General features: G+C 43.1%; 20 protein-coding genes. 14 read left to right on the forward strand and 6 right to left on the reverse strand.

All coding sequences use genetic code 11. The annotated features are described in order from the left end of the window. Positions 1–5: 5 nt before the first annotated feature. The 3 genes from ctaD to PAND9192_RS14370 are packed head-to-tail and all read left to right on the forward strand — an operon-like array spanning position 6 to position 3071. Positions 6–1595 (forward strand): cytochrome c oxidase subunit I, encoded by a 1590-nt coding sequence (ctaD, locus tag PAND9192_RS14360; protein WP_087854336.1) that lies wholly within the window; start codon positions 6–8, stop codon positions 1593–1595. An 11-nt stretch (positions 1596–1606) separates the two neighbouring features. Continuing rightward, positions 1607–2185: a cytochrome c oxidase assembly protein gene (locus PAND9192_RS14365; RefSeq protein ID WP_087854337.1), complete on the forward strand. Its 579-nt coding sequence runs from the start codon at positions 1607–1609 to the stop codon at positions 2183–2185. Beyond that, positions 2169–3071 carry a cytochrome c oxidase subunit 3 gene (locus PAND9192_RS14370; RefSeq protein ID WP_087854338.1) on the forward strand — a complete coding sequence of 301 codons (903 nt, stop codon included), beginning with the start codon at positions 2169–2171 and terminating at the stop codon, positions 3069–3071. Before PAND9192_RS14365 ends, PAND9192_RS14370 begins: the two co-directional genes overlap by 17 nt. Positions 3072–3142: 71 nt before the next feature. Here the strand turns inward: PAND9192_RS14370 and PAND9192_RS14375 are convergent, their stop codons facing one another. Beyond that, positions 3143–3355, reverse strand: coding sequence for a DUF2909 family protein (locus PAND9192_RS14375; protein WP_087854339.1), 213 nt, complete (start codon positions 3353–3355; stop codon positions 3143–3145). A 69-nt stretch (positions 3356–3424) separates the two neighbouring features. Between PAND9192_RS14375 and PAND9192_RS14380 the strand changes: the two genes are divergently transcribed. The 7 genes from PAND9192_RS14380 to PAND9192_RS14410 all read left to right on the forward strand — a co-directional run bounded on the left by PAND9192_RS14380 (position 3425) and on the right by PAND9192_RS14410 (position 9056). Further along, entirely contained in the window at positions 3425–4108 is a 684-nt protein-coding gene (locus tag PAND9192_RS14380; RefSeq protein WP_234999156.1) for an SURF1 family protein, read from the forward strand. After that, entirely contained in the window at positions 4105–4638 is a 534-nt protein-coding gene (locus PAND9192_RS14385) for a redox-active disulfide-containing membrane protein (RefSeq protein ID WP_087854340.1), read from the forward strand. Before PAND9192_RS14380 ends, PAND9192_RS14385 begins: the two co-directional genes overlap by 4 nt. A 29-nt stretch (positions 4639–4667) precedes the next feature. After that, on the forward strand, positions 4668–5711 hold the full coding sequence (locus PAND9192_RS14390) for a COX15/CtaA family protein (protein ID WP_087854341.1): 1044 nt from the start codon (positions 4668–4670) through the stop codon (positions 5709–5711). Between the two features lie 4 nt (positions 5712–5715). After that, positions 5716–6636: a heme o synthase gene (gene cyoE, locus PAND9192_RS14395; protein ID WP_087854342.1), complete on the forward strand. Its 921-nt coding sequence runs from the start codon at positions 5716–5718 to the stop codon at positions 6634–6636. A gap of 100 nt (positions 6637–6736) precedes the next feature. Then, entirely contained in the window at positions 6737–8077 is a 1341-nt protein-coding gene (gene dinF, locus PAND9192_RS14400) for an MATE family efflux transporter DinF (protein WP_087854343.1), read from the forward strand. A gap of 112 nt (positions 8078–8189) precedes the next feature. After that, positions 8190–8579 carry a 3D domain-containing protein gene (locus PAND9192_RS14405; protein ID WP_087854438.1) on the forward strand — a complete coding sequence of 130 codons (390 nt, stop codon included), beginning with the start codon at positions 8190–8192 and terminating at the stop codon, positions 8577–8579. A 96-nt stretch (positions 8580–8675) separates the two neighbouring features. After that, the gene (locus tag PAND9192_RS14410) at positions 8676–9056 is read left to right on the forward strand and encodes a 3D domain-containing protein (RefSeq protein WP_087854344.1); all 381 of its coding nucleotides are present in this window, start codon (positions 8676–8678) and stop codon (positions 9054–9056) included. A 71-nt stretch (positions 9057–9127) separates the two neighbouring features. Here PAND9192_RS14410 and nfuA read toward each other — a convergent pair whose 3' ends face one another. After that, positions 9128–9712, reverse strand: coding sequence for a Fe-S biogenesis protein NfuA (gene nfuA, locus PAND9192_RS14415; RefSeq protein ID WP_087854345.1), 585 nt, complete (start codon positions 9710–9712; stop codon positions 9128–9130). A 129-nt stretch (positions 9713–9841) separates the two neighbouring features. Beyond that, entirely contained in the window at positions 9842–10552 is a 711-nt protein-coding gene (locus PAND9192_RS14420) for a phosphoribosyltransferase family protein (protein ID WP_087854346.1), read from the reverse strand. A 35-nt stretch (positions 10553–10587) separates the two neighbouring features. On the opposite strand from PAND9192_RS14420, the gene bioH reads away from it, so the two are divergent. Both bioH and PAND9192_RS14430 read left to right on the forward strand, forming a co-directional pair. After that, entirely contained in the window at positions 10588–11352 is a 765-nt protein-coding gene (bioH, locus tag PAND9192_RS14425; protein ID WP_087854347.1) for a pimeloyl-ACP methyl ester esterase BioH, read from the forward strand. 134 nt (positions 11353–11486) lie between these two features. Next, entirely contained in the window at positions 11487–11945 is a 459-nt protein-coding gene (locus tag PAND9192_RS14430; RefSeq protein WP_087854348.1) for an ATP-dependent Lon protease, read from the forward strand. 64 nt (positions 11946–12009) lie between these two features. Here the strand turns inward: PAND9192_RS14430 and PAND9192_RS14435 are convergent, their stop codons facing one another. After that, positions 12010–14346, reverse strand: coding sequence for a Tex family protein (locus tag PAND9192_RS14435; protein ID WP_087854349.1), 2337 nt, complete (start codon positions 14344–14346; stop codon positions 12010–12012). A gap of 99 nt (positions 14347–14445) precedes the next feature. After that, on the reverse strand, positions 14446–14922 hold the full coding sequence (greB, locus tag PAND9192_RS14440; RefSeq protein WP_060997755.1) for a transcription elongation factor GreB: 477 nt from the start codon (positions 14920–14922) through the stop codon (positions 14446–14448). Positions 14923–15338: 416 nt separating this feature from the next. Between greB and ompR the strand changes: the two genes are divergently transcribed. Both ompR and envZ read left to right on the forward strand, forming a co-directional pair. Then, positions 15339–16058 (forward strand): osmolarity response regulator transcription factor OmpR, encoded by a 720-nt coding sequence (ompR, locus tag PAND9192_RS14445; protein ID WP_060997756.1) that lies wholly within the window; start codon positions 15339–15341, stop codon positions 16056–16058. 3 nt (positions 16059–16061) lie between these two features. Beyond that, the gene (envZ, locus tag PAND9192_RS14450) at positions 16062–17396 is read left to right on the forward strand and encodes a two-component system sensor histidine kinase EnvZ (RefSeq protein WP_087854350.1); all 1335 of its coding nucleotides are present in this window, start codon (positions 16062–16064) and stop codon (positions 17394–17396) included. A 94-nt stretch (positions 17397–17490) separates the two neighbouring features. Here envZ and recG read toward each other — a convergent pair whose 3' ends face one another. Next, positions 17491–19572 (reverse strand): ATP-dependent DNA helicase RecG, encoded by a 2082-nt coding sequence (gene recG, locus PAND9192_RS14455; protein WP_087854351.1) that lies wholly within the window; start codon positions 19570–19572, stop codon positions 17491–17493.

Genomic DNA, 19572 nt, shown 5'->3' on the forward strand with positions numbered 1-19572 from the left:
CGAGCATGACGGAGATAGTGCATCAGCAACCAGCCATAGAACACCATGACCATCATCCGCCAACGGGGATTAAGCGGTGGTTATTTACTACGAATCATAAAGATATTGGATCGTTGTATCTATTGTTTAGCCTATCAATGTTTTTTATTGGCGGGGCGATGGCTATGGTGATTCGAGCGGAGTTATTTCAGCCCGGATTACAATTGGTTGAACCGAACTTTTTTAATCAAATGACCACAGTTCATGGTTTGATTATGGTGTTTGGTGCGGTAATGCCAGCATTTACAGGGCTTGCTAATTGGATGATTCCATTGATGATTGGCGCGCCAGATATGGCATTGCCACGGATGAATAATTGGAGTTTTTGGATTCTACCGTTTGCATTTAGCTTGTTATTAGCATCATTGTTTATGGAAGGTGGTGGCCCTAATTTCGGGTGGACATTCTATGCGCCATTGTCGACTACCTATAGCCCAGCAAGTACTGGCTTATTTGTGTTTGCGATTCATATTATGGGCATCAGTTCAATCATGGGCGCAATTAATGTGGTGGTGACCATTATTAATATGCGCGCACCTGGTATGACTTATATGAAAATGCCGTTGTTTGTGTGGACATGGTTAATCACCGCTTTTCTATTAATTGCCGTTATGCCGGTGTTAGCAGGTGCAGTCACCATGGTCTTAACTGATAAATATTTCGGGACCAGTTTTTTTGATGCCGCCGGTGGTGGCGATCCGGTGATGTTCCAGCACATATTTTGGTTTTTTGGCCACCCTGAAGTTTATATTATGATTTTGCCAAGTTTCGGTATCATTTCGGCAATTATCCCTGCATTTTCGCGTAAAAAGCTCTTTGGTTATAGCTCAATGGTGTATGCCACCGCCTCGATTGCTGGATTGAGTTTTTTGGTGTGGGCGCATCATATGTTTACCACTGGTATGCCGGTTGCTGCTGAACTTTTCTTTATGTACTGCACCATGCTGATTTCAGTGCCAACAGGGGTCAAAGTGTTTAATTGGGTTGCGACCATGTGGCGTGGCTCGCTGACGTTTGAAGTGCCGATGCTATTTGCGATTGCATTTATTGTGTTATTTACCATTGGTGGCTTTTCAGGACTAATGTTGGCTATTACTCCAGCAGATTTTCAATATCACGACACCTATTTTGTGGTGGCCCATTTCCATTATGTTTTAGTGTCAGGAGCGATTTTTTCAATTATGGCGGCTGCCTATTATTGGTTGCCTAAATGGACTGGGCATATGTTCAATGAACGGTTAGCGCAGTGGCATTTTTGGTGCTCATTAATTTCAGTCAATATTCTGTTTTTCCCGATGCATTTTCTTGGACTTGCTGGTATGCCACGTCGTATTCCTGATTATGCGCTGCAATTTGCTGATATTAATGCGGTGGTGAGCGTCGGTGGATTTTTATTTGGCTTGTCACAATTGTTATTTGTTGTTGTGGTGGTGAAGTGCATACGAGGTGGAGAAAAAGCGGCCTCAAAACCTTGGGAAGGGGCTGAAGGTTTAGAGTGGACAGTGCCATCTCCGGCGCCATATCACACCTTTTCAACCCCGCCTAAAATTGATTAGCAGAGGTTGATATGGATCCGCAATCAAAACGTTCGGTAATTGGATTGGTATTTGCAGCCATAGCAATGTTTGGGTTCGCGTTTGCGTTAGTGCCTTTATATGACGTGTTTTGTGATATTACCGGTATCAATGGCAAAACGGCGACAACGCCAACAGCGGCGAGCGATAGGGTTGATCGAAGTCGAACCGTGACGGTGGAGTTTGTTGCCTATATTAACCCTGATGTGAAATGGCAATTTACACCACAGGTGACGCAAGTGAATGTTCATCCTGGAGAGACAAAAATCATTAACTACTTGGCTAAAAACCTTAATACCCAAGCATCTATTGGCCAAGCTGTACCGTCTGTAACTCCAGGGCTTGCTGCGCAATATTTTAATAAAATTGAATGTTTTTGTTTTAATCATCAACCATTAGCTGCGGGTCAAGAGGCTGAGTTGCCGCTAGTATTTTTTGTTGATCCTGATCTGCCGCGTGATATTAAAGTTCTTACATTGGCATACACCCTTTATGACGTAAGTGCTACTGCGCAACCCCTTACTCAACCTAATGAGCAAGTGAATGAGGTGAAAAATGTCGAACTCTTATAATGATTCTAAGCAATCTACGCTAGCAAGCTCTGATGAATACTATGTTCCAGCGGCTAGTGGTTGGCCTATTTTAGGGGCGGTGGCATTATTTTTAATTGCCTTAGGTGCAGGGGCGACCGTCGGCGATTTATTAGCAGGGCAAGGGCCATGGATTTTATTAACCGGGGTTGGATTAATTTTAATCATGCTAACCGGTTGGTTTCGCGATGTGATCATCGAATCAATGGGCGGTTTATATAGTACTCAAATGGATCGCTCGTTTCGACAAGGTATGAGTTGGTTTATTTTCTCGGAAGTGATGTTCTTTGGCGCATTTTTTGGGGCGTTATTTTATATACGAATGATTGCTGTACCTTGGCTCGGTGGCGCCAGTAATAATGCCATGACCAACATTGTATTATGGCCGCATTTTGTCGCTGATTGGCCGCTAGTTGTTACTCCTGATGGTACTGAAACCCAAGCAATGGGACCAATTGGATTACCGTTATATAACACTATTATTCTGCTCACTTCATCTATCACACTGCATGTTGCTCATCTGGCATTAGAAAACAATCAACGGCGTCGATTAAGTTTATTTTTATTGGTCACGGTATTACTCGGTGGAGTGTTTGTTTATCTTCAAGCGGTGGAATATATCCATGCCTATCGTGATCTTAACTTACGTCTCGAGAGTGGTGTTTATGGTAACACCTTCTTTATGTTAACCGGCTTTCATGGTGTCCATGTCACCTTAGGTGCAATTTTATTATTTATCGTTTGGTGCCGAGTGTTAAAAGGGCATTTTACTCCTCAACACCATTTTGCTTTTCAAGCTGGAGCTTGGTATTGGCATTTTGTGGATGTGGTGTGGTTATGCTTATTCGTGTTTGTTTATATTTTATAGTCAATTAAGCGCGATATTGAGTGTCTCGAACTAATTAATAGCAAAAACAAAAGTGAGTAAAGCAAGGGTGGTTAAAGCGTATAAGGATTCGGATTAGGTTGAATAACACCGGTCATTAAGGCAATAACGAGCAATCCAAACAAAATGACCGCAATCAGTAATCGCCGTCCAAGATAATGCGAAAGCGGTGGTGATGATTGCGCTTTTAACATCAGTGGCAGAGCACGAAATAGATAAATAATCATTAGTACTAATAAGACGATAAATAACAATTTAATTAGCATGTTAGATGCTCCTCAAGTGGCTATTTAAAGCATAGCGGGTTTTAACTGTTAGCGATAAAAGGATACTTAATGATGCGATCTATCGCTTTTATTATGTTTACCATTGCCGTTGTTGCTTTGTTATTAAAACTTGGGTGGTGGCAAATGAGCCGCGCCAATGAAAAGCAGCAGTTACAATCCCAAGTAACGACGCGACAGCAAACGATATTGGTTGATTTAGCTAATCTGCCGCAGCAACCGTTATGGCATAGCATTACCATTGAAGGTGAATTTGATAATCATCATCCGATCTTATTAGATAACCAGCTTTATCGCGGCCGCCCTGGCTACCATCTTTACTTACCTTTTGTGAGCCAGCAACAACGGGTATTAGTTAATCTTGGTTGGATTGCTGCTCCACCATATCGAAATATACTGCCGACGTTACCGACTTTTGATGGTCGTCAAATTATCACTGGTGTGGTTGCTCCAGCGCAGCAGTTATTACAATTTAAGCCGGATAATGCTGATAATCAATGGCCATTACGAGTGCAAAATATTGAATTAATTTGGCTTACTCAACAATTACAACAACCACTATTACCGTGGATTATTCAAATATCAGCCTCAAGCCCTATCGCATTAACGCAAACATGGCAGCCGGTCGTGATGGGGTCAAAGAAACATTATGGTTATGCAATGCAGTGGTTTTTACTCGCGATTGCGGTGGTTTTTATGTCTTTATTATGGCTACGCAAGGAGCAAGCGGCATGAAAAAATATCAGGTGTTATTGGTCGTTGCTATGGTGTTTATCGTGCCCATTATTGTGGCTAAATTGATGTTACACCAGCAATGGTATCAAGGGGGAGTAACCAATAGAGGTCAACTATTGCAGCCTGCAGTAACCGTTGCTGAATTTGCGATACCGCAGACTTGGCAACTGATTTATCGACTTCCTTTGCGCTGTGATGAGCGTTGCCAAGGGGCATTATTTAATTTGCGCCAAGTGCCACAAGCTGCTGGAGCAGATAGCAATCGGCTGCAGAGTGTTGTACTGGTCAGTCGCGATAATAGCGCTACGACATCACTGCTACAGGGGTTAGAACAGCGCCAAATAGATACTTCGTTGCAGCAACAGTTAGCACAATTAGAATATGGCTTGGCAACAATTTATATCGCAGACCCTCACGGTAATATGCTAATGGCTTACCCATTGGTGACGGGTGATCAACAGATATTACGCCAGGGAAAAGATGTTTTACGTGATTTAAAACGGTTATTAAAAGTCTCAAAAATAGGTTAAGTCATTGCTGTCATTAGGGAGGATAACGAATGATTACTACCACCAATAATGATCGATATTTCTTTTTTTTAGTCAGTTTTAGTTGTGTATTGTCCGTTGCTGTAGTGGCTCTCGGAGCGTTTACTCGGCTAACGGAAGCGGGGCTGGGTTGTCCAGATTGGCCGGGTTGTTATGGTTTTTTAACCGTACCTCAAACCACGCTTGAGCAACAAACCGCCGCCTCATTTTTCCCTCAAACACCGTTAGAGCCTCAAAAAGCATGGAATGAAATGCTGCATCGCTATATTGCAGGTAGTTTAGGTTTATTCGTTGCTGCAATTAATATTATGGCGTGGCGAAAACCATCGCGACCGAAACTATTACCGGCATTGTTATTATTTATGGTGGTTGTACAAGCCTTATTAGGTATGTGGACCGTGACGTTAGTATTGATGCCGGTGGTGGTAATGGCGCACTTATTAGGTGGCTTTAGCATTGTGAGTTTATTGTGGTTATTGCGATTACGACTTCAATCCCCGCCCCAAATGACAACCAATATTGCAGTAAAATCCCTATATCGGTTACGAATAGCGGCGATCATCAGTGTTGTAGTGGTGTTTTTTCAAATCGCTTTAGGTGGATGGACTGCGGCGAACTATGCCGCATTGGTGTGTAGCCAATTGCCGATCTGTGAAGCCAATTGGCAACAATTGTTTGACGTAAAAGCCTTTTTATTAGTGCAGCCTCCGCATGACAGTTATCAGTATGGCGTGCTTGATTATGGCCAACGGGTGTCTATTCATGTAGTACATCGAATTGGGGCTATGGTTACTACAGTGGTGGTATTAACCATGGCGTGGTTATGTTGGTTACAACATTCATTGCGACGTTATAGCTTAGGTTTAGTGCTGCTGTTGTTAGTACAAATTGTACTAGGAGTGACGAATGTGGTGGCTAGTTTACCGCTAGCAGTTGCTGTTGCTCACAATGTTACAGGACTAGGTTTGTTGGTGATGATGGTGAGTGTGAGTTATCGAGTGGGAGTAGGTTCTCGATGGTCACACGCGATAACACAACCATTGCCTCAGGAGTAATTATATGGATAAATTACAATGGATTGAGCGTAGTAGTGGTTCGATATTAGCCTCGGCGGTGTGGCGAGATTATCTCACCATGACCAAGCCTAAAGTGGTAGCAATGCTATTGCTTACAGCATTGGTTGGAATGTGTCTTGCGGTGCCAACGGTACCCACGCTCAAAGTGGTGGTGTTTGGGTTAGCAGGGATTGGTTTACAATCTGCCGCCGCTGCGGTGTTTAATCATGTGCTTGATCGGCGCTTTGATGCCCAAATGGCACGTACTTACCATCGCCCATTAGCAAAAGGGCGTATCGCAACAGTCAATGCAGTATTGTTTGCAAGTGTCTTAATGGTGTCAGGATTTCTTTTATTGTGGCAGCTAAATCCACTTACGGCATGGTTAACGATGGCGAGTTTAGTCGGTTATGCTGTGGTGTATACGGTATGGTTAAAACATGCTACTCCGCAGAATATTGTTATTGGTGGTTTAGCAGGAGCAGCACCACCATTGTTAGGTTGGGTTGCAGTGACAGGCAGTGTCAATCCTCATGCACTGTTATTAGTCATGCTGGTCTTTGTATGGACCCCTCCTCATTTTTGGGCGCTGGCAATTCACCGTCGCGATGATTACGCCAAAGCAGGTATACCGATGTTACCCGTTACTCATGGGATTGAATACACCAAAACCATGGTGCTTTTTTATACCTTATTGTTATTTGCGGTAGGGTTATTACCATGGCTAACTGGCATGAGTGGAGGGGTTTATTTAATAGGCAGTAGCTTGTTAAACCTTGGTTTTATTGGTTATGCCATCAAACTAAAATTTTTTGATAACGCAGGCCACGCATGGGCAACATTTAACTATTCAATCTGGCATATATTAGCCTTGTTTGTGGTGTTATTAGTTGATCATTGGTGGTTAGCGTTTATACCTACTTAATATTACGTCACAGGCTGAGACTTTGTTATCGTAATCAGCCTGTTGTCACTTTTCTCAAATGGTAAACTGGCCCCTTATTTTAGAAAGCTAAGGGAAGTCTGTGTTTGCTGTATTAAAAGATAAATCACTTCATTATCAGGTTTTCGCGTTAGCGCTGCCGATGGTGCTATCTAACATTACTGTGCCATTGCTGGGATTGGTCGATGCTGCTGTTATCGGTCATCTTGATCAATCATGGTATTTAGGTGGTGTTGCTGTGGGTGGCACCATGATCAATGTGACGCTGTGGTTACTTGGTTTTTTACGAATGGCAACCACTGGTATTACTGCTCAGGCGCAAGGCAGTGCTAACAAAGATGCTCAAGCGGTCATTTTTATTCAAGGCATGGCACTTGCGTGGCTATTGGGTGCGGTATTAGTGGTATTACACCAGCCAGTAAGTCAGCTCATTTTTCATTTTAGTAGCGCTGGCAGTGAAGTGAAATTATATGCGAATCAGTATTTCTCGACCCGTATTTGGGGCGCACCAGCGGCTTTAGCTAATTTTGTGATCATGGGTTGGTTGTTGGGTGTCCAAAATGCAAAATTGCCAATGTGGTTACTTATTGTAACGAACGTCGTCAATATCGCGCTAGATTTAGTCTTTGTGTTAGGTTTGGGGTGGAAGGTGCAAGGTGCGGCGACAGCATCGGTTATTGCTGATTACAGTGGCATGGTATTGGGCTTATGGTTTGTCGCTCAGCAATGGTTACGTTTAGGTTTACCGCCACTAAAACAAAAACTCGCCAGTGTCCGTCATGGTATGGGGCGGTTACTAAAGCTCAATCGCGACATCTTTTTACGCAGTTTATGTTTGCAAGCGACATTTACTTTTATGACCTTTCAGGGAGCGCATTTAGGCGATAATGTGGTGGCAGCTAATGCGGTATTAATGAGTTTTTTAATGCTGGTGTCTTATGCTATGGATGGGTTTGCCTATGCAATGGAGGCTTTAGTCGGAAAAGCTGTTGGAGCTGGTAATAAAGGGCAACTTGAGCGTTATTTGGTTGGGACAACATTTTGGGGTTTATTAATTTCATTGGGGTTAACCGCTATTTTTGCTCTGTTTGGCACTCAAATAGTTGCAATTATTTCTGATATTCCCGCGGTTCAACAACAAGCAGATAATTATTTGCCGTGGTTGACTGCTGTGCCATTAGTCGCGATGTGGTGCTTTTTATTAGACGGGGTATTTATCGGAGCGACGCGTGGTAAAGATATGCGTAATAGCATGTTTTTAGCAACCTGCGGATTCTTTGTAATTTGGTGGTTAATGAGCAGCTATGGTAATCATGCTTTATGGGCGGCGATGGTGGGTTTTATGGCGTTGCGAGGGGCGATATTAGCAGTGATATTTATTTTGCAATGGCGGAAAAACATATTTTTACCACACACTTTATAAACAACCAGTTATCATTTTTACGAATAGGATTGACGATTTTTTACACAAAAAAGGCTTTCAATCGTGATTATGATTTGCTTAAATGCGTTCACTTCTTATCCAGGTGGCGCAAATGACAAACAAGATTATAGGTTATTTATTGTTGGTTCTGAGTTTAACTTTCAGTGTTCATAGCTATGCCAGCAGTTTTAAAAAATTGAATGTTACCGCAACAGCATATAATTCAGTGCGAGCGCAAACAGATTCTAGTCCTAATATTGCAGCTTGGGGAGATCGTTTAAAACCGGGCATGAAAGCTATCGCTGTTTCTCGAGATTTACTTAAAATGGGGCTAAAGCGCGGCTCTAAAGTCAAAATTTCAGGTTTACCCGGTGAATATGTGGTACTGGATAAAATGCACCATCGCTGGAATCGTAAGATTGATATCTATATGGGTAAAAATGTTAGAGCGGCTAAAAATTGGGGTAAACGACGGGTAACCATCACTGTTGTCAGAACATAATTTTATTTATTGACAGTATTAATGGTCTATAAATATATTATTGATGGCAGGTTTTTGGTCTAATACGGTGCTTTGACTCTCAAGGCATCGTAGAAAATGAAAAAATCGATTTGTTTTATCGTGTTTTTGTCACTGCTTTTTAGCTTTCCTAGCTATGCTCATTCGATAAAAACATTACGGGTTACTGCAACTGCTTACAATTCTGTACGGGCACAAACCAATCATAAACCTAATTTGACAGCTTGGGGAGTACGGTTAAAGCCCGGCATGAAAGCTGTGGCAATATCACGAGACTTACTCCATAAAGGACTTAAAAAGGGCTCTCGAATTAAAATTCAAGGCTTAACTGGCGAGTATACAGTGCTAGATAAAATGCACCGTCGTTGGCGTAATAAGATTGATATTTATATGGGTAATGATGTAAAAGCTGCTCGTAAATGGGGTAAGCGTACGGTTACTATTCACATTCTAAATTGATCGTCCAATAATAAAAAAGCCGCATTTTAATGCGGCTTTTTGCTATCTGCTGCAATTGTGGTTCTACACCATTAATAATAAGAGTGATCGCCACGGGCGTGATCAGTAATATCACGTGCGCCAGTTAATTCGCCTTCAAATTGCACTAGCAGCTCTTTCTCGATGCCTTCTTTTAGTGTCACATCAACCATAGAACAACCATTACAACCACCACCGAATTGTAGAATAGCAACGCCATCTTCAGTGATTTCAGACAGGGATACGTGACCACCATGGCCTGCAAGTTGGGGGTTAATTTGAGTTTGAAGTACGTAATCAACACGTTCAATCAGTGATGCATCATCGGCAACTTTACGCACTTTAGCGTTAGGTGCTTTTAATGTTAGCTGTGAACCCATTTTATCAGTGACAAAATCGATTTCAGCGTCATCAAGGAAGGGAAGGCTTAATTCGTCGATAAAAGCAGAAAATAGCTCAAGTTTCATTTCCGTATCACTTGCTTCAACCGCTTCTGGTGGGCAGTAGGATACGCCACATTCAGCACTTTGGGTGCCTGGGTTTACAACAAAAACACGGATATTAGTACCCTCAGGCTGCTGGGCAAGAAGCTTGCCGAAGTGCTGCTGAGCGCTTTCAGTAATAGTGATCATGGACACGATGTAATACCTGACTTATTTAGTAAGTTTTATTCATTCTACTCTTTGTGAGTCATTGTCGCATCTTTAAAGCGACATTTTTTATTTGACCACGTTTTATTAATTAATGCGCGTCTTTTTTATACAAGATTAATTAAGTGATTGTTCAGTATGGCATAGCGTATAAATATCAACACGCTTAACGCCACGCTGCAGCAGCAACTGTGTCAATTGATCGACGGTGGCACCTGTGGTGACGACATCGTCAATGATCGCGACATGATCTGGTAAGCTGCAAGAGTGTAATTTAAAAGCATATTTAAGATTGTGGCGCCGTTGAATTTTGGTTAGTTGTTGCTGAGATGGTGTGTGGCGCAGACGTTGAAAAGCATGTTGATTAACTTGGCTATTTAAAATAGCAGCTAATGCTAATGCCAATTGATGACTTTGATTAAACCCACGCAAGCAATAGCGTCGCCAATGGAGCGGAACGGGTAATAATAGTGGAGCAGGGTCAGTAATTTGATAAGCAAGTTGTTGTGCCAGTGGCTGAGCTAACCAAAACTTACCATAAAATTTAAATTGATGGATCAGTTGCTGTAATGGCGGTCGATATTCACCTAAACGATAGAGGCGATGCCATCGCGGTGGATTGCTCAGACAGCGACCACAATTGGTAACGGTACTTAACATGGTGGTACCACAATGTTGGCAATAGGGTAGGGTTGGAAAGTGGCTAATACAATGGTTGCACCAATACTGTTCAGTGTGAGTGAGTGGCAGTTGGCACAGAGAGCAATGTTTAAACAATAATCGATGGTATAAATTATCTCGCCATGATGGCACTCTATTTGGCATCATTATTACTCATAAACAATTGATGTAGGGAACTATAAATGACATCGCAGCTTAATTGGTACAGTCAAGGTCAAGGGCCAGATTTGGTTCTCATTCATGGATGGGGAATGAATGTTGGTGTATGGCAAGATGTGATCCCGATGCTAAGTCAGCATTATTGTGTCCATTGGTGTGATCTGCCAGGTTATGGTGATAACGGCGCAATTAGTGCGGCTTCATTAACTGATATCGTTGAGCGGTTATTAGACCGAGCACCGCCAACTGCAGTGTGGTTAGGCTGGTCATTAGGTGGAGTGATTGCGACACAAGCTGCACTAACAGCACCCTCAAGGGTGACCAAATTAATCACCGTTGCCAGTTCGCCATGCTTTATGTCGCGAACGGATTGGAACGGTATTCAACCACGGGTACTGGCTAATTTTCAAACCCAACTAGTGACTGATTTTGCTATTACTATTGAACGGTTTCTGGTGTTGCAGGGCTTAGGTAGTCGCACTGCAAAAGAAGATATTCGACAATTGAAAGCAGCAGTATTATCAAGACCACAGCCACAATTAGCCGCGTTAACCCTTGGGTTAGAATTATTAGAAAATATCGATTTACGGCCGTCATTAGCAGAATTGTCACAGCCGTGGTTACGTTTATATGGACGTTTAGATGCGTTAGTGCCGATTAAAACTGAGCCTGTATTAAGTGCCCAATATCCTCATTCACAAAGTTATGTTTTTGCTGATGCGTCTCATGCACCGTTTATTTCTCATTTGGATGAGTTTATTGCTGTTGTGAGCGATTTTATTAGCTAACTGCTGATGTGGAATGCAATAGATAAGAGCATTACGTAATGATTATTAAGGTAAATAATTATCGTAGACGGTCGATATAGTACCTAGGATGTTATAACGCGAACTTTTCACATGGCAACGGTGGGTTTTTCAAGATGGTGATTGCTCCATTACAATCAAGTGTGCCGGTATTAGCGACAACCACTAATCCATTAACGGATCAAGTGGCGCGAGATAACCGTGTGCGTGAAAAAATTATCCCCGTGGTTGAGAGTAGTGCCGCAACAGCAGAAAAATCCCTGACGGCAGAAGAAAAACAGCGTAATAAGCCCAGTTGGGATGCAAGTGAACACCCTGATTATTCACAATCACAGGCGAAACTATTTGAGGGCTATCAGCACCAATTAGCTCAAATTGTACGAGTGTTATCGTTGGATAATTACGTTGCGCCAGCTGCAGATCTCGGTTATTCGATGCACATTGAGTTGCCACGTGAGTTGTTAGCGCAGCTAGCATTGATCAGTGATAGTGAGCGCACTAAAGGTGTCGTCAGTCATCATTATGCTCAAGCAACACTGCCTAATCCACCGACGCAGTATTTGAAGGTTATTTAAACTCACAGCCAGACGGGGAGTCTGACTGCGAGTATGTAGCTTATTCTTTAGCGCTTAATCGTGATTATTTTTTCTTAGCATTGGCAAACGCAGCCGCAAAAGCACCGCCCATAGGTGGGTTGTTTTTGGGTGATGCTGGTGGAGTATGTTGACGTGTTTGCTGCGATGATGGTTGCTGGCGAGGTGCCGCAGTGTTGGTGGCTTGGCGAGATGGTTTTTCTTGACCAGGCTCATCACTTAAACGCATCGTCATTGCAATACGTTTACGCTGAACATCGACCTCCATTACTTTAACTTTTACCACATCACCAGCTTTAACCACTTCACGTGGATCTGAAATAAATTTATCAGATAGGGCAGATATATGGATCAAACCATCTTGGTGCACACCAACGTCAACAAAAGCACCAAAGTTAGTCACGTTAGTGATCACGCCTTCTAAGACCATACCTGGAATCAAATCTTTGACTTCGTTGACGCCATCAGCAAAGGTTGCTGTTTTAAATTCAGGGCGAGGATCTCGACCAGGTTTATCAAGCTCACTAATGATGTCGGTTACCGTTGGTACACCAAAATTAGTATTGGTGTAGTCAACCGCTTTTAAGCTGCGTAGGAACTCGGTATTACCGATAATCGCATCAACAGGTTTATTGTTAGCTGCTGAAATGGCTTTCACTACCGCGTAAGATTCAGGGTGAACCGCAGAGCCATCAAGAGGGTTTTTACCGTTCATTATTCGCAAGAATCCAGCACATTGCTCAAACGCTTTTGGCCCTAAACGCGCTACTTTTTTAAGCGCAGTGCGGCTATCAAAGCGGCCATTTTCATCGCGATAATTAACAATATTTTGTGCAATGGTAGTATTTAAGCCAGCAACGCGTGTGAGTAGTGCTGCAGATGCTGTATTAACATCAACACCAACGGCGTTTACACAGTCTTCGACTACCACGTCCAAACGTTTAGCCAGCATGCTTTGACTAACATCATGCTGATATTGACCAACACCGATTGATTTCGGATCGATTTTAACCAGCTCCGCTAGCGGGTCTTGCAGACGACGGCCAATTGAAACTGCACCACGAATAGAGACATCCAGATTTGGAAATTCTTTCGCTGCCAGTTCTGATGCTGAGTAAACAGATGCGCCCGCTTCACTGACCATCACACTTTGTACTTTAAGCTGATTGTCTTTAATCAGTTTAGTGACAAATGCATCTGTTTCACGTGAAGCAGTGCCGTTACCAATCGCAATTAAGTTGACGTTATGTTTATTAATTAACGCCACGACTGTTTTGGTGGATTCGACAATTTTGTTATGTGGCTGGTGCGGATAGATAGTAGCGGTATCTAATACTTTACCGGTTTCATCAACCACCGCAATTTTACTACCGGTACGTAAACCAGGATCGAGTGCCAGTGTGACACGAGGTCCTGCTGGGGCTGCCATCAGTAAGTCATGGAGGTTATCGGCAAATACTTGAATGGCACCGTCTTCGGCTTTTTCACGTAAAATACCCATCAGTTCAGTTTCCATGTGCATTAAAATTTTAATGCGCCATGCCCAGCTGATCACTTGTTTGCGCCATGCATCTGCAGCTTGAGTACCTAAACTAACGTGGTAATGTTCAGCAATAATCACTTCACAATATGAACTACGAACAGTTTGTTCGGTATTAGGATCAGCGTTGAGTGACAGTTGTAAAAAGCCTTCATTACGACCACGGAATAATGCCAGAGCGCGGTGCGATGGAATGTTTTTTATCTGCTCGTTATAGTCGAAATAATCTTTAAATTTGGCGCCGTCATGCTCTTTACCTTCAATGATACGTGAAGTAAGTTCGGCGTGAGTATTTAACTGGCGGCGAATTTTTTCAAGCAATGCTGCATCTTCAGCAAAGCGCTCCATCAGAATAGCGCGCGCACCATCAAGCACGGCTTTGCTATCCGCAAATCCTTGCTCAGGATTTAGGTATTGTAGTGCCGTTTCTTCTGGTGAATGCTGTGGTTGATCCCATAGCAACTCTGCGAGTGGCTCAATGCCAGCCTCAATCGCAATCTGCCCCTTAGTGCGGCGTTTTTGTTTATAAGGCAGGTAGAGATCTTCAAGGCGGGTTTTACTGTCAGCACTATTAATCTCAGCAGCCAATGCTGGTGTCAGTTTACCTTGTTCCGTGATTGATTTTAGAATCACCTGACGGCGGCTATCGAGTTCACGCAGGTAGCTTAAACGTGATTCTAAATGACGTAGTTGGGTGTCATCCAATTCGCCAGTGACTTCTTTACGGTAACGGGCAATAAAAGGCACCGTATTACCGTCATCAAGTAGGGTAACTGCAGCATTCACTTGTTCAGTGCGCACATTCAGCTCTGTGGCAATCTGTTGGTTGATAGCGTTGCTCATCCGTTGATATCTCTTGTTGATCGTTAAGCTTCCATTCTACGGCTGAATCTTGATCTGGCAAGTCAACCGCGGTGAAGAGTGTGTTAGGCTGTCTTAGCGTTATTGGGTTTGATAACGAATATGATTAATAAACCACATCTTTTTACCCAGCGGTGTTGTTACCACGGTATCGTCGTCCACTTGTTTGCTGAGCAATGCCCGTGCCATCGGTGAATCAATAGAAATGTAATCATTGCGGCCATAGATTTCATCTGGCCCTACAATGCGAAATGTCTTTTGTTCTCCAGCTTCATTTTCAATCTCAACCCAAGCACCAAAGAACACCTTGCCGTCTTGTTGAGGGGAATAATCAATGACTTTAACTGCTTCTAAGCGCTTACGTAAAAATCGTACTCGGCGGTCAATTTCACGCAGCCGCTTTTTATTATATTGGTAATCTGCATTTTCACTGCGATCACCTAAGCTTGCTGCCCAAGTTACTTTTTTGGTGACTTCTGGGCGTTCTTCACGCCATAAGTAATTGAGTTCTTGTTCTAATTTATCAAAACCTTCACGGGTGATTAAGTTAGTTCTCATCATTATTCTCAAGCGATTGTTTGGCATTGTTCTATCATTGCTGAGTCAAAATAGAAAGTCGGATGATAATAAATTGCGACCTCTCAATGGTAGCGGGTTGATGATGTCGATACGTTGTAGCAGATAGTGCCAAAGGTGAAATGTTATGGTGTTGATATAGCAAATTAATCTCTCAAGTAAAAGAGTATTCAGAGTTGAATCTCCATGCTATAAAGACATACTAAAACAGTAGCGATTGAATATTTGCGTGATGTTAATAACCTAATCATGAGACTAATTAGCATGTTATAATTTATTTCTGGTGATGATTGTTATGTATCGATAATTATCGCTATTGTTTGTTAAATAAAGCGTTAGTTATTACGACTCGCGTACACTTAGTAACAACTTGCTATCGTGATCGATGAAGGTGAAAAATGCAGGAAAATTATAAGATATTAGTGGTCGATGACGACATGCGTTTACGAGCGTTGCTTGAGCGTTATCTTTCTGAGCAAGGATTTCAGGTACGCAGTGTTGCTAATGGCGAGCAAATGGATCGTTTACTGGCGCGTGAAACATTTCACTTAATGGTATTAGATTTAATGTTACCTGGTGAAGATGGCTTATCTATCTGTCGTCGCCTACGTAATGCTAATAACATGCTACCTATTTTAATGTTAACAGCAAAAGGCGATGAAGTTGATCGTATTGTTGGCCTTGAAGTCGGTGCCGATGATTATCTGCCAAAGCCATTTAATCCACGTGAATTATTAGCGCGTATTCGTGCGGTATTACGTCGTCAAACGATTGAAGCACCTGGCGCACCGAGTGTCTCAAGTAAAGTGATTGAGTTTGGTGAGTTCCGCCTTAATCTTGGCACCCGTGAAATGTTCCGTGGCGATGCACCAATGCCACTGACATCAGGTGAGTTTGCGGTATTAAAAGCCCTGGTTACTAATGCGCGTGAGCCAATGTCACGTGATAAGTTAATGAATATGGCCCGTGGTCGTGAATATTCAGCGATGGAACGTTCGATTGATGTACAGATTTCACGTTTACGCCGTATGGTAGAAGAAGATCCGAGTCGCCCACGTTATATTCAAACGGTATGGGGTTTAGGGTATGTCTTCGTACCCGATGGTCGTGAGGCGTAAGCCATGCGGTTATCGCCCAAAAGTACCTTTGCGCGAACACTGATATTATTAGCTGGCTTGTTAATCGCAAGCCAGATTTTTTCATATCTCACTATAGTGAATTACGCGCTACTGCCAAGTATTCAGCAATTTAATCGTATTTTAGCTTACGAAGTTAAGTTGATGTTGAAAGAAGATATTAAGATGGCTGACGGCCAAACGATTTATCTTGATCGACCTATTCGACGTAAGTTACTTGAAGAACTTGGAGTGACGTTACATGCGCCTAATTCTCCAGGTGCTGAAGAATTCAATGACGCCACTCATATTAGTTATTTGAGTGAAGAAATGTCGCGTGAATTACATTCACCAACCGACGTACGGTTATTGCTTGGCACTCATAGCTATGTGCTGTGGATGAAAACCGATGCGATGCCAAACTTTTTGATGCGTATTCCGTTATCTGAATTACAAGAAGATGATTTCGCGCCGTTATTTCGTTATAGCTTAATTATTGCTTTCTTAGTGATTGCTGGCGGTTGGTTGTTTATTCGTATTCAAAATCGGCCGTTAGTCGAACTTGAACAAGCCGCATTACAAGTTGGGCGTGGTGAAACACCGCCGCAGTTACCTGAACAAGGTGCTTCTGAAATTCGCTCTGTGACCAAAGCCTTTAATCAAATGTCACAAGGCATCAAACAGCTCGAAGATGATCGGGCCTTATTAATGGCGGGGGTGAGTCATGACTTGCGCACTCCATTAACCCGTATTCGACTCGCGACTGAAATGATGTCACCAGAAGACAGTTATTTAGCAGAATCGATGATCACGGATACTGAAGAATGTAACGCTATCATTAGTCAGTTTATGGATTATTTAAAATCGACTAAAAAACAAGATGAAGAAGATATTGATCTAAACCTGTTGTTAGAAGATGTGGCACATACTGAAGGCAGTTATGGCAATGTTATTGAACAGCAATTAACGCCAGTACCGGGTACGATTTCAGCTAACGCGGTAGCTCTTAAACGCGCGGTAGCCAACTTGGTGATCAATGCGCAACGCTACGGTAATGGTTGGGTGAGAATATCCAGCGGTGCTTCGGTTGATCGTAAATCAGCTTGGTTTTGCGTTGAAGATGATGGGCCAGGGATTGAGCCAAATCAAGTCACTAAAATGTTTCAGCCATTAACTCGTGGTGATTCTGCCCGTGGTAGTGCAACCGAAGGTACCGGGCTTGGTTTAGCGATTGTGAAGCGAATTATCGATCAAAATGAAGGGGCTATTTCAGTGCGTAATCGCAGTGAAGGTGGGCTAAGAGTGGAGATCAGTTTGCCATTACATAAGCTCAAGCCGTGAGGGTTTAACTTTGCTTGGCTGTGAAATCATGGCCAATAAAAGCCCGCTCTCAGTTCAATGAGGCGGGCTTTTTTAATCGCGGTGATAATTAATGCTAGGCGTTAGAATAATTTTCACGTTGACCTATCCAGCGGTCGATAATCGCTGCTGCATTATCAGGATATTGATCGTGAATATAACGCGCGAGTTTTTGTACTTGAGGAATTAAGTATTGATCGCGAATTAAATCAGCCACTTTAAAATCAGCAATACCCGTTTGTTTAGTGCCCAGTAATTCACCAGGGCCTCTAATTTCAAGATCGCGCTGCGCAATCACAAACCCATCGCTGCTTTCTCGTAACACTGCTAAGCGTTTTTGAGCGGTTTTGGTGAGTGGCGCATGGTAAAGCAATACACAATGACTAGCGATTTTGCCGCGACCGACTCGTCCTCGTAATTGGTGTAACTGCGCCAACCCAAGCCGCTCTGGGTTTTCAATCACCATTAAACTGGCATTGGGAACATCAACTCCAACTTCGATAACGGTAGTTGCGACTAATAAATCAATTTCACCTGCTTTAAAACTTGCCATAATTGCTTGTTTTTCTTTGGGCTTCATTCGACCGTGAACCAAACCAACCTTGAGGTCGGGTAATAGACGGGTCAGTTCATCGGCGGTATCTGATGCTGCTTGAGCTTCTAATACTTCTGATTCATCAATCAAGGTGCAAACCCAATAGGTTTGGCGACCTTCTTGCTGACATGCAGCGCGAATACGCTCAATAATTTGTGGGCGACGGCTATCAGGCAGTGCAACGGTTTGAATTGGCGTTCGCCCTGGTGGCAACTCATCGATCACTGAGGTATCCATATCGGCATAAGCCGTCATCGCAAGGGTGCGTGGAATCGGGGTGGCCGTCATCACTAATTGATGTGGGTAATAACCGCTTGCAGCCCCTTTTTCTCGCAGATCTAACCGCTGATGGACACCAAAACGGTGTTGTTCATCGATAATAATTAGCGCAAGGTTCTGAAATACTACTTGGTCTTGAAACAAAGCATGAGTACCGACCACCATTTTTGCGTCACCATTGGCAATGCGAACCAGTTCTTTTTCTCGCGCTTTACCTTTGAGCTTGCCTGCCATCCAACCAACTTCAATCCCCATTGGGTTGAGCCACTGAGCAAAGTTGAGCGCATGTTGCTCGGCTAATAATTCAGTTGGTGCCATTAATGCCACTTGATAACCGTGCTCAATGGCGCGTAAAGCAGCAAGCGCGGCCACCAGAGTTTTCCCCGAGCCAACATCCCCTTGTACTAGGCGCATCATTGGCTGCGGTTGTGCAAGATCGGCCTCAATATCAGCCACAACCCGTTGCTGCGCGCCTGTTGGTGTAAATGGTAGGCTGGCGAGTAGTTGTTGCTTGAGAGTATCTTGTGGTGCTAAGGACCAACTTTGATGTTGTTGCCCTTTACTGCGCAGTGCCAGCATTGATAAATTTTGGGCTAATAACTCTTCTAAAATTAATCGCTTTTGGGCTGGATGTTTACCAGCATCAAATTGTTCTAACGAAATATCAGCCGTGGGACGATGCATCAATTGTAACGCTTGAGCGAGAGTCATTTGCTGATCATAAAGACCCGTAGGGAGTAACTCCGTCACCGCCGACTTTGCAAGTAAAGCGAGCGCTTGATCGGTTAAATTACGCAATGTGGCTTGGCGTAAACCGTCGGTGGTGGGATAAACCGGCGTTAACGTTTCTTCAACGCTTAGCTCTGTTGGTTCAGAAAAAAGGCGGTAATCGGGATGAATGATTTCAAGCCCAAACTGGCTGCCTTTAATTTCACCATAGGCTTTTACTTGCTTACCTTGGCTAAAGCTGTTTTTCATCGCGGCATTAAAATTAAAAAACTTTAAGGTGACAGATCCTGTGGTATCACCAATTTTTACCGTTAGCATTTTGCGTTTGCCAAATTGAATGCTGCAATGGCTCACTTCGCCTTGAATCGTTAAAAATTGACCGGGCGCAACCCGATTAATTGGCCAAATGCGGGTACGATCCTCATAACGAAGTGGCAAGTGAAACAGCACATCTTGGACGTTATTAAGTCCAATTTTATGGAGTTTTTCTGCCATTTTGGCGCCAACACCAGCCAGTTCAGTGAGGGCGATAGTGTTGAGGAGTTGTCCGCTCAT

This window comes from Photobacterium andalusiense (genome assembly GCF_900185625.1).
GTDB lineage: Bacteria > Pseudomonadota > Gammaproteobacteria > Enterobacterales > Vibrionaceae > Photobacterium > Photobacterium aquimaris.

What these genes read in the sequence shown, in the direction of transcription:
- PAND9192_RS14375 (WP_087854339.1), bottom strand. Translation starts at nt 3,355, where the DNA reads ATGCTAATTAAATTGTTATTTATCGTCTTATTAGTACTAATGATTATT.
- PAND9192_RS14365 (WP_087854337.1), top strand. Translation starts at nt 1,607, where the DNA reads ATGGATCCGCAATCAAAACGTTCGGTAATTGGATTGGTATTTGCAGCC.
- PAND9192_RS14435 (WP_087854349.1), bottom strand. Translation starts at nt 14,346, where the DNA reads ATGAGCAACGCTATCAACCAACAGATTGCCACAGAGCTGAATGTGCGC.
- PAND9192_RS14405 (WP_087854438.1), top strand. Translation starts at nt 8,190, where the DNA reads ATGACAAACAAGATTATAGGTTATTTATTGTTGGTTCTGAGTTTAACT.
- PAND9192_RS14380 (WP_234999156.1), top strand. Translation starts at nt 3,425, where the DNA reads ATGATGCGATCTATCGCTTTTATTATGTTTACCATTGCCGTTGTTGCT.
- bioH (WP_087854347.1), top strand. Translation starts at nt 10,588, where the DNA reads ATGACATCGCAGCTTAATTGGTACAGTCAAGGTCAAGGGCCAGATTTG.
- greB (WP_060997755.1), bottom strand. Translation starts at nt 14,922, where the DNA reads ATGAGAACTAACTTAATCACCCGTGAAGGTTTTGATAAATTAGAACAA.
- recG (WP_087854351.1), bottom strand. Translation starts at nt 19,572, where the DNA reads ATGAGCGGACAACTCCTCAACACTATCGCCCTCACTGAACTGGCTGGT.
- ompR (WP_060997756.1), top strand. Translation starts at nt 15,339, where the DNA reads ATGCAGGAAAATTATAAGATATTAGTGGTCGATGACGACATGCGTTTA.
- cyoE (WP_087854342.1), top strand. Translation starts at nt 5,716, where the DNA reads ATGGATAAATTACAATGGATTGAGCGTAGTAGTGGTTCGATATTAGCC.
- ctaD (WP_087854336.1), top strand. Translation starts at nt 6, where the DNA reads ATGACGGAGATAGTGCATCAGCAACCAGCCATAGAACACCATGACCAT.
- PAND9192_RS14410 (WP_087854344.1), top strand. Translation starts at nt 8,676, where the DNA reads ATGAAAAAATCGATTTGTTTTATCGTGTTTTTGTCACTGCTTTTTAGC.
- PAND9192_RS14430 (WP_087854348.1), top strand. Translation starts at nt 11,487, where the DNA reads ATGGTGATTGCTCCATTACAATCAAGTGTGCCGGTATTAGCGACAACC.
- PAND9192_RS14420 (WP_087854346.1), bottom strand. Translation starts at nt 10,552, where the DNA reads ATGATGCCAAATAGAGTGCCATCATGGCGAGATAATTTATACCATCGA.
- envZ (WP_087854350.1), top strand. Translation starts at nt 16,062, where the DNA reads ATGCGGTTATCGCCCAAAAGTACCTTTGCGCGAACACTGATATTATTA.
- PAND9192_RS14385 (WP_087854340.1), top strand. Translation starts at nt 4,105, where the DNA reads ATGAAAAAATATCAGGTGTTATTGGTCGTTGCTATGGTGTTTATCGTG.
- PAND9192_RS14370 (WP_087854338.1), top strand. Translation starts at nt 2,169, where the DNA reads ATGTCGAACTCTTATAATGATTCTAAGCAATCTACGCTAGCAAGCTCT.
- PAND9192_RS14390 (WP_087854341.1), top strand. Translation starts at nt 4,668, where the DNA reads ATGATTACTACCACCAATAATGATCGATATTTCTTTTTTTTAGTCAGT.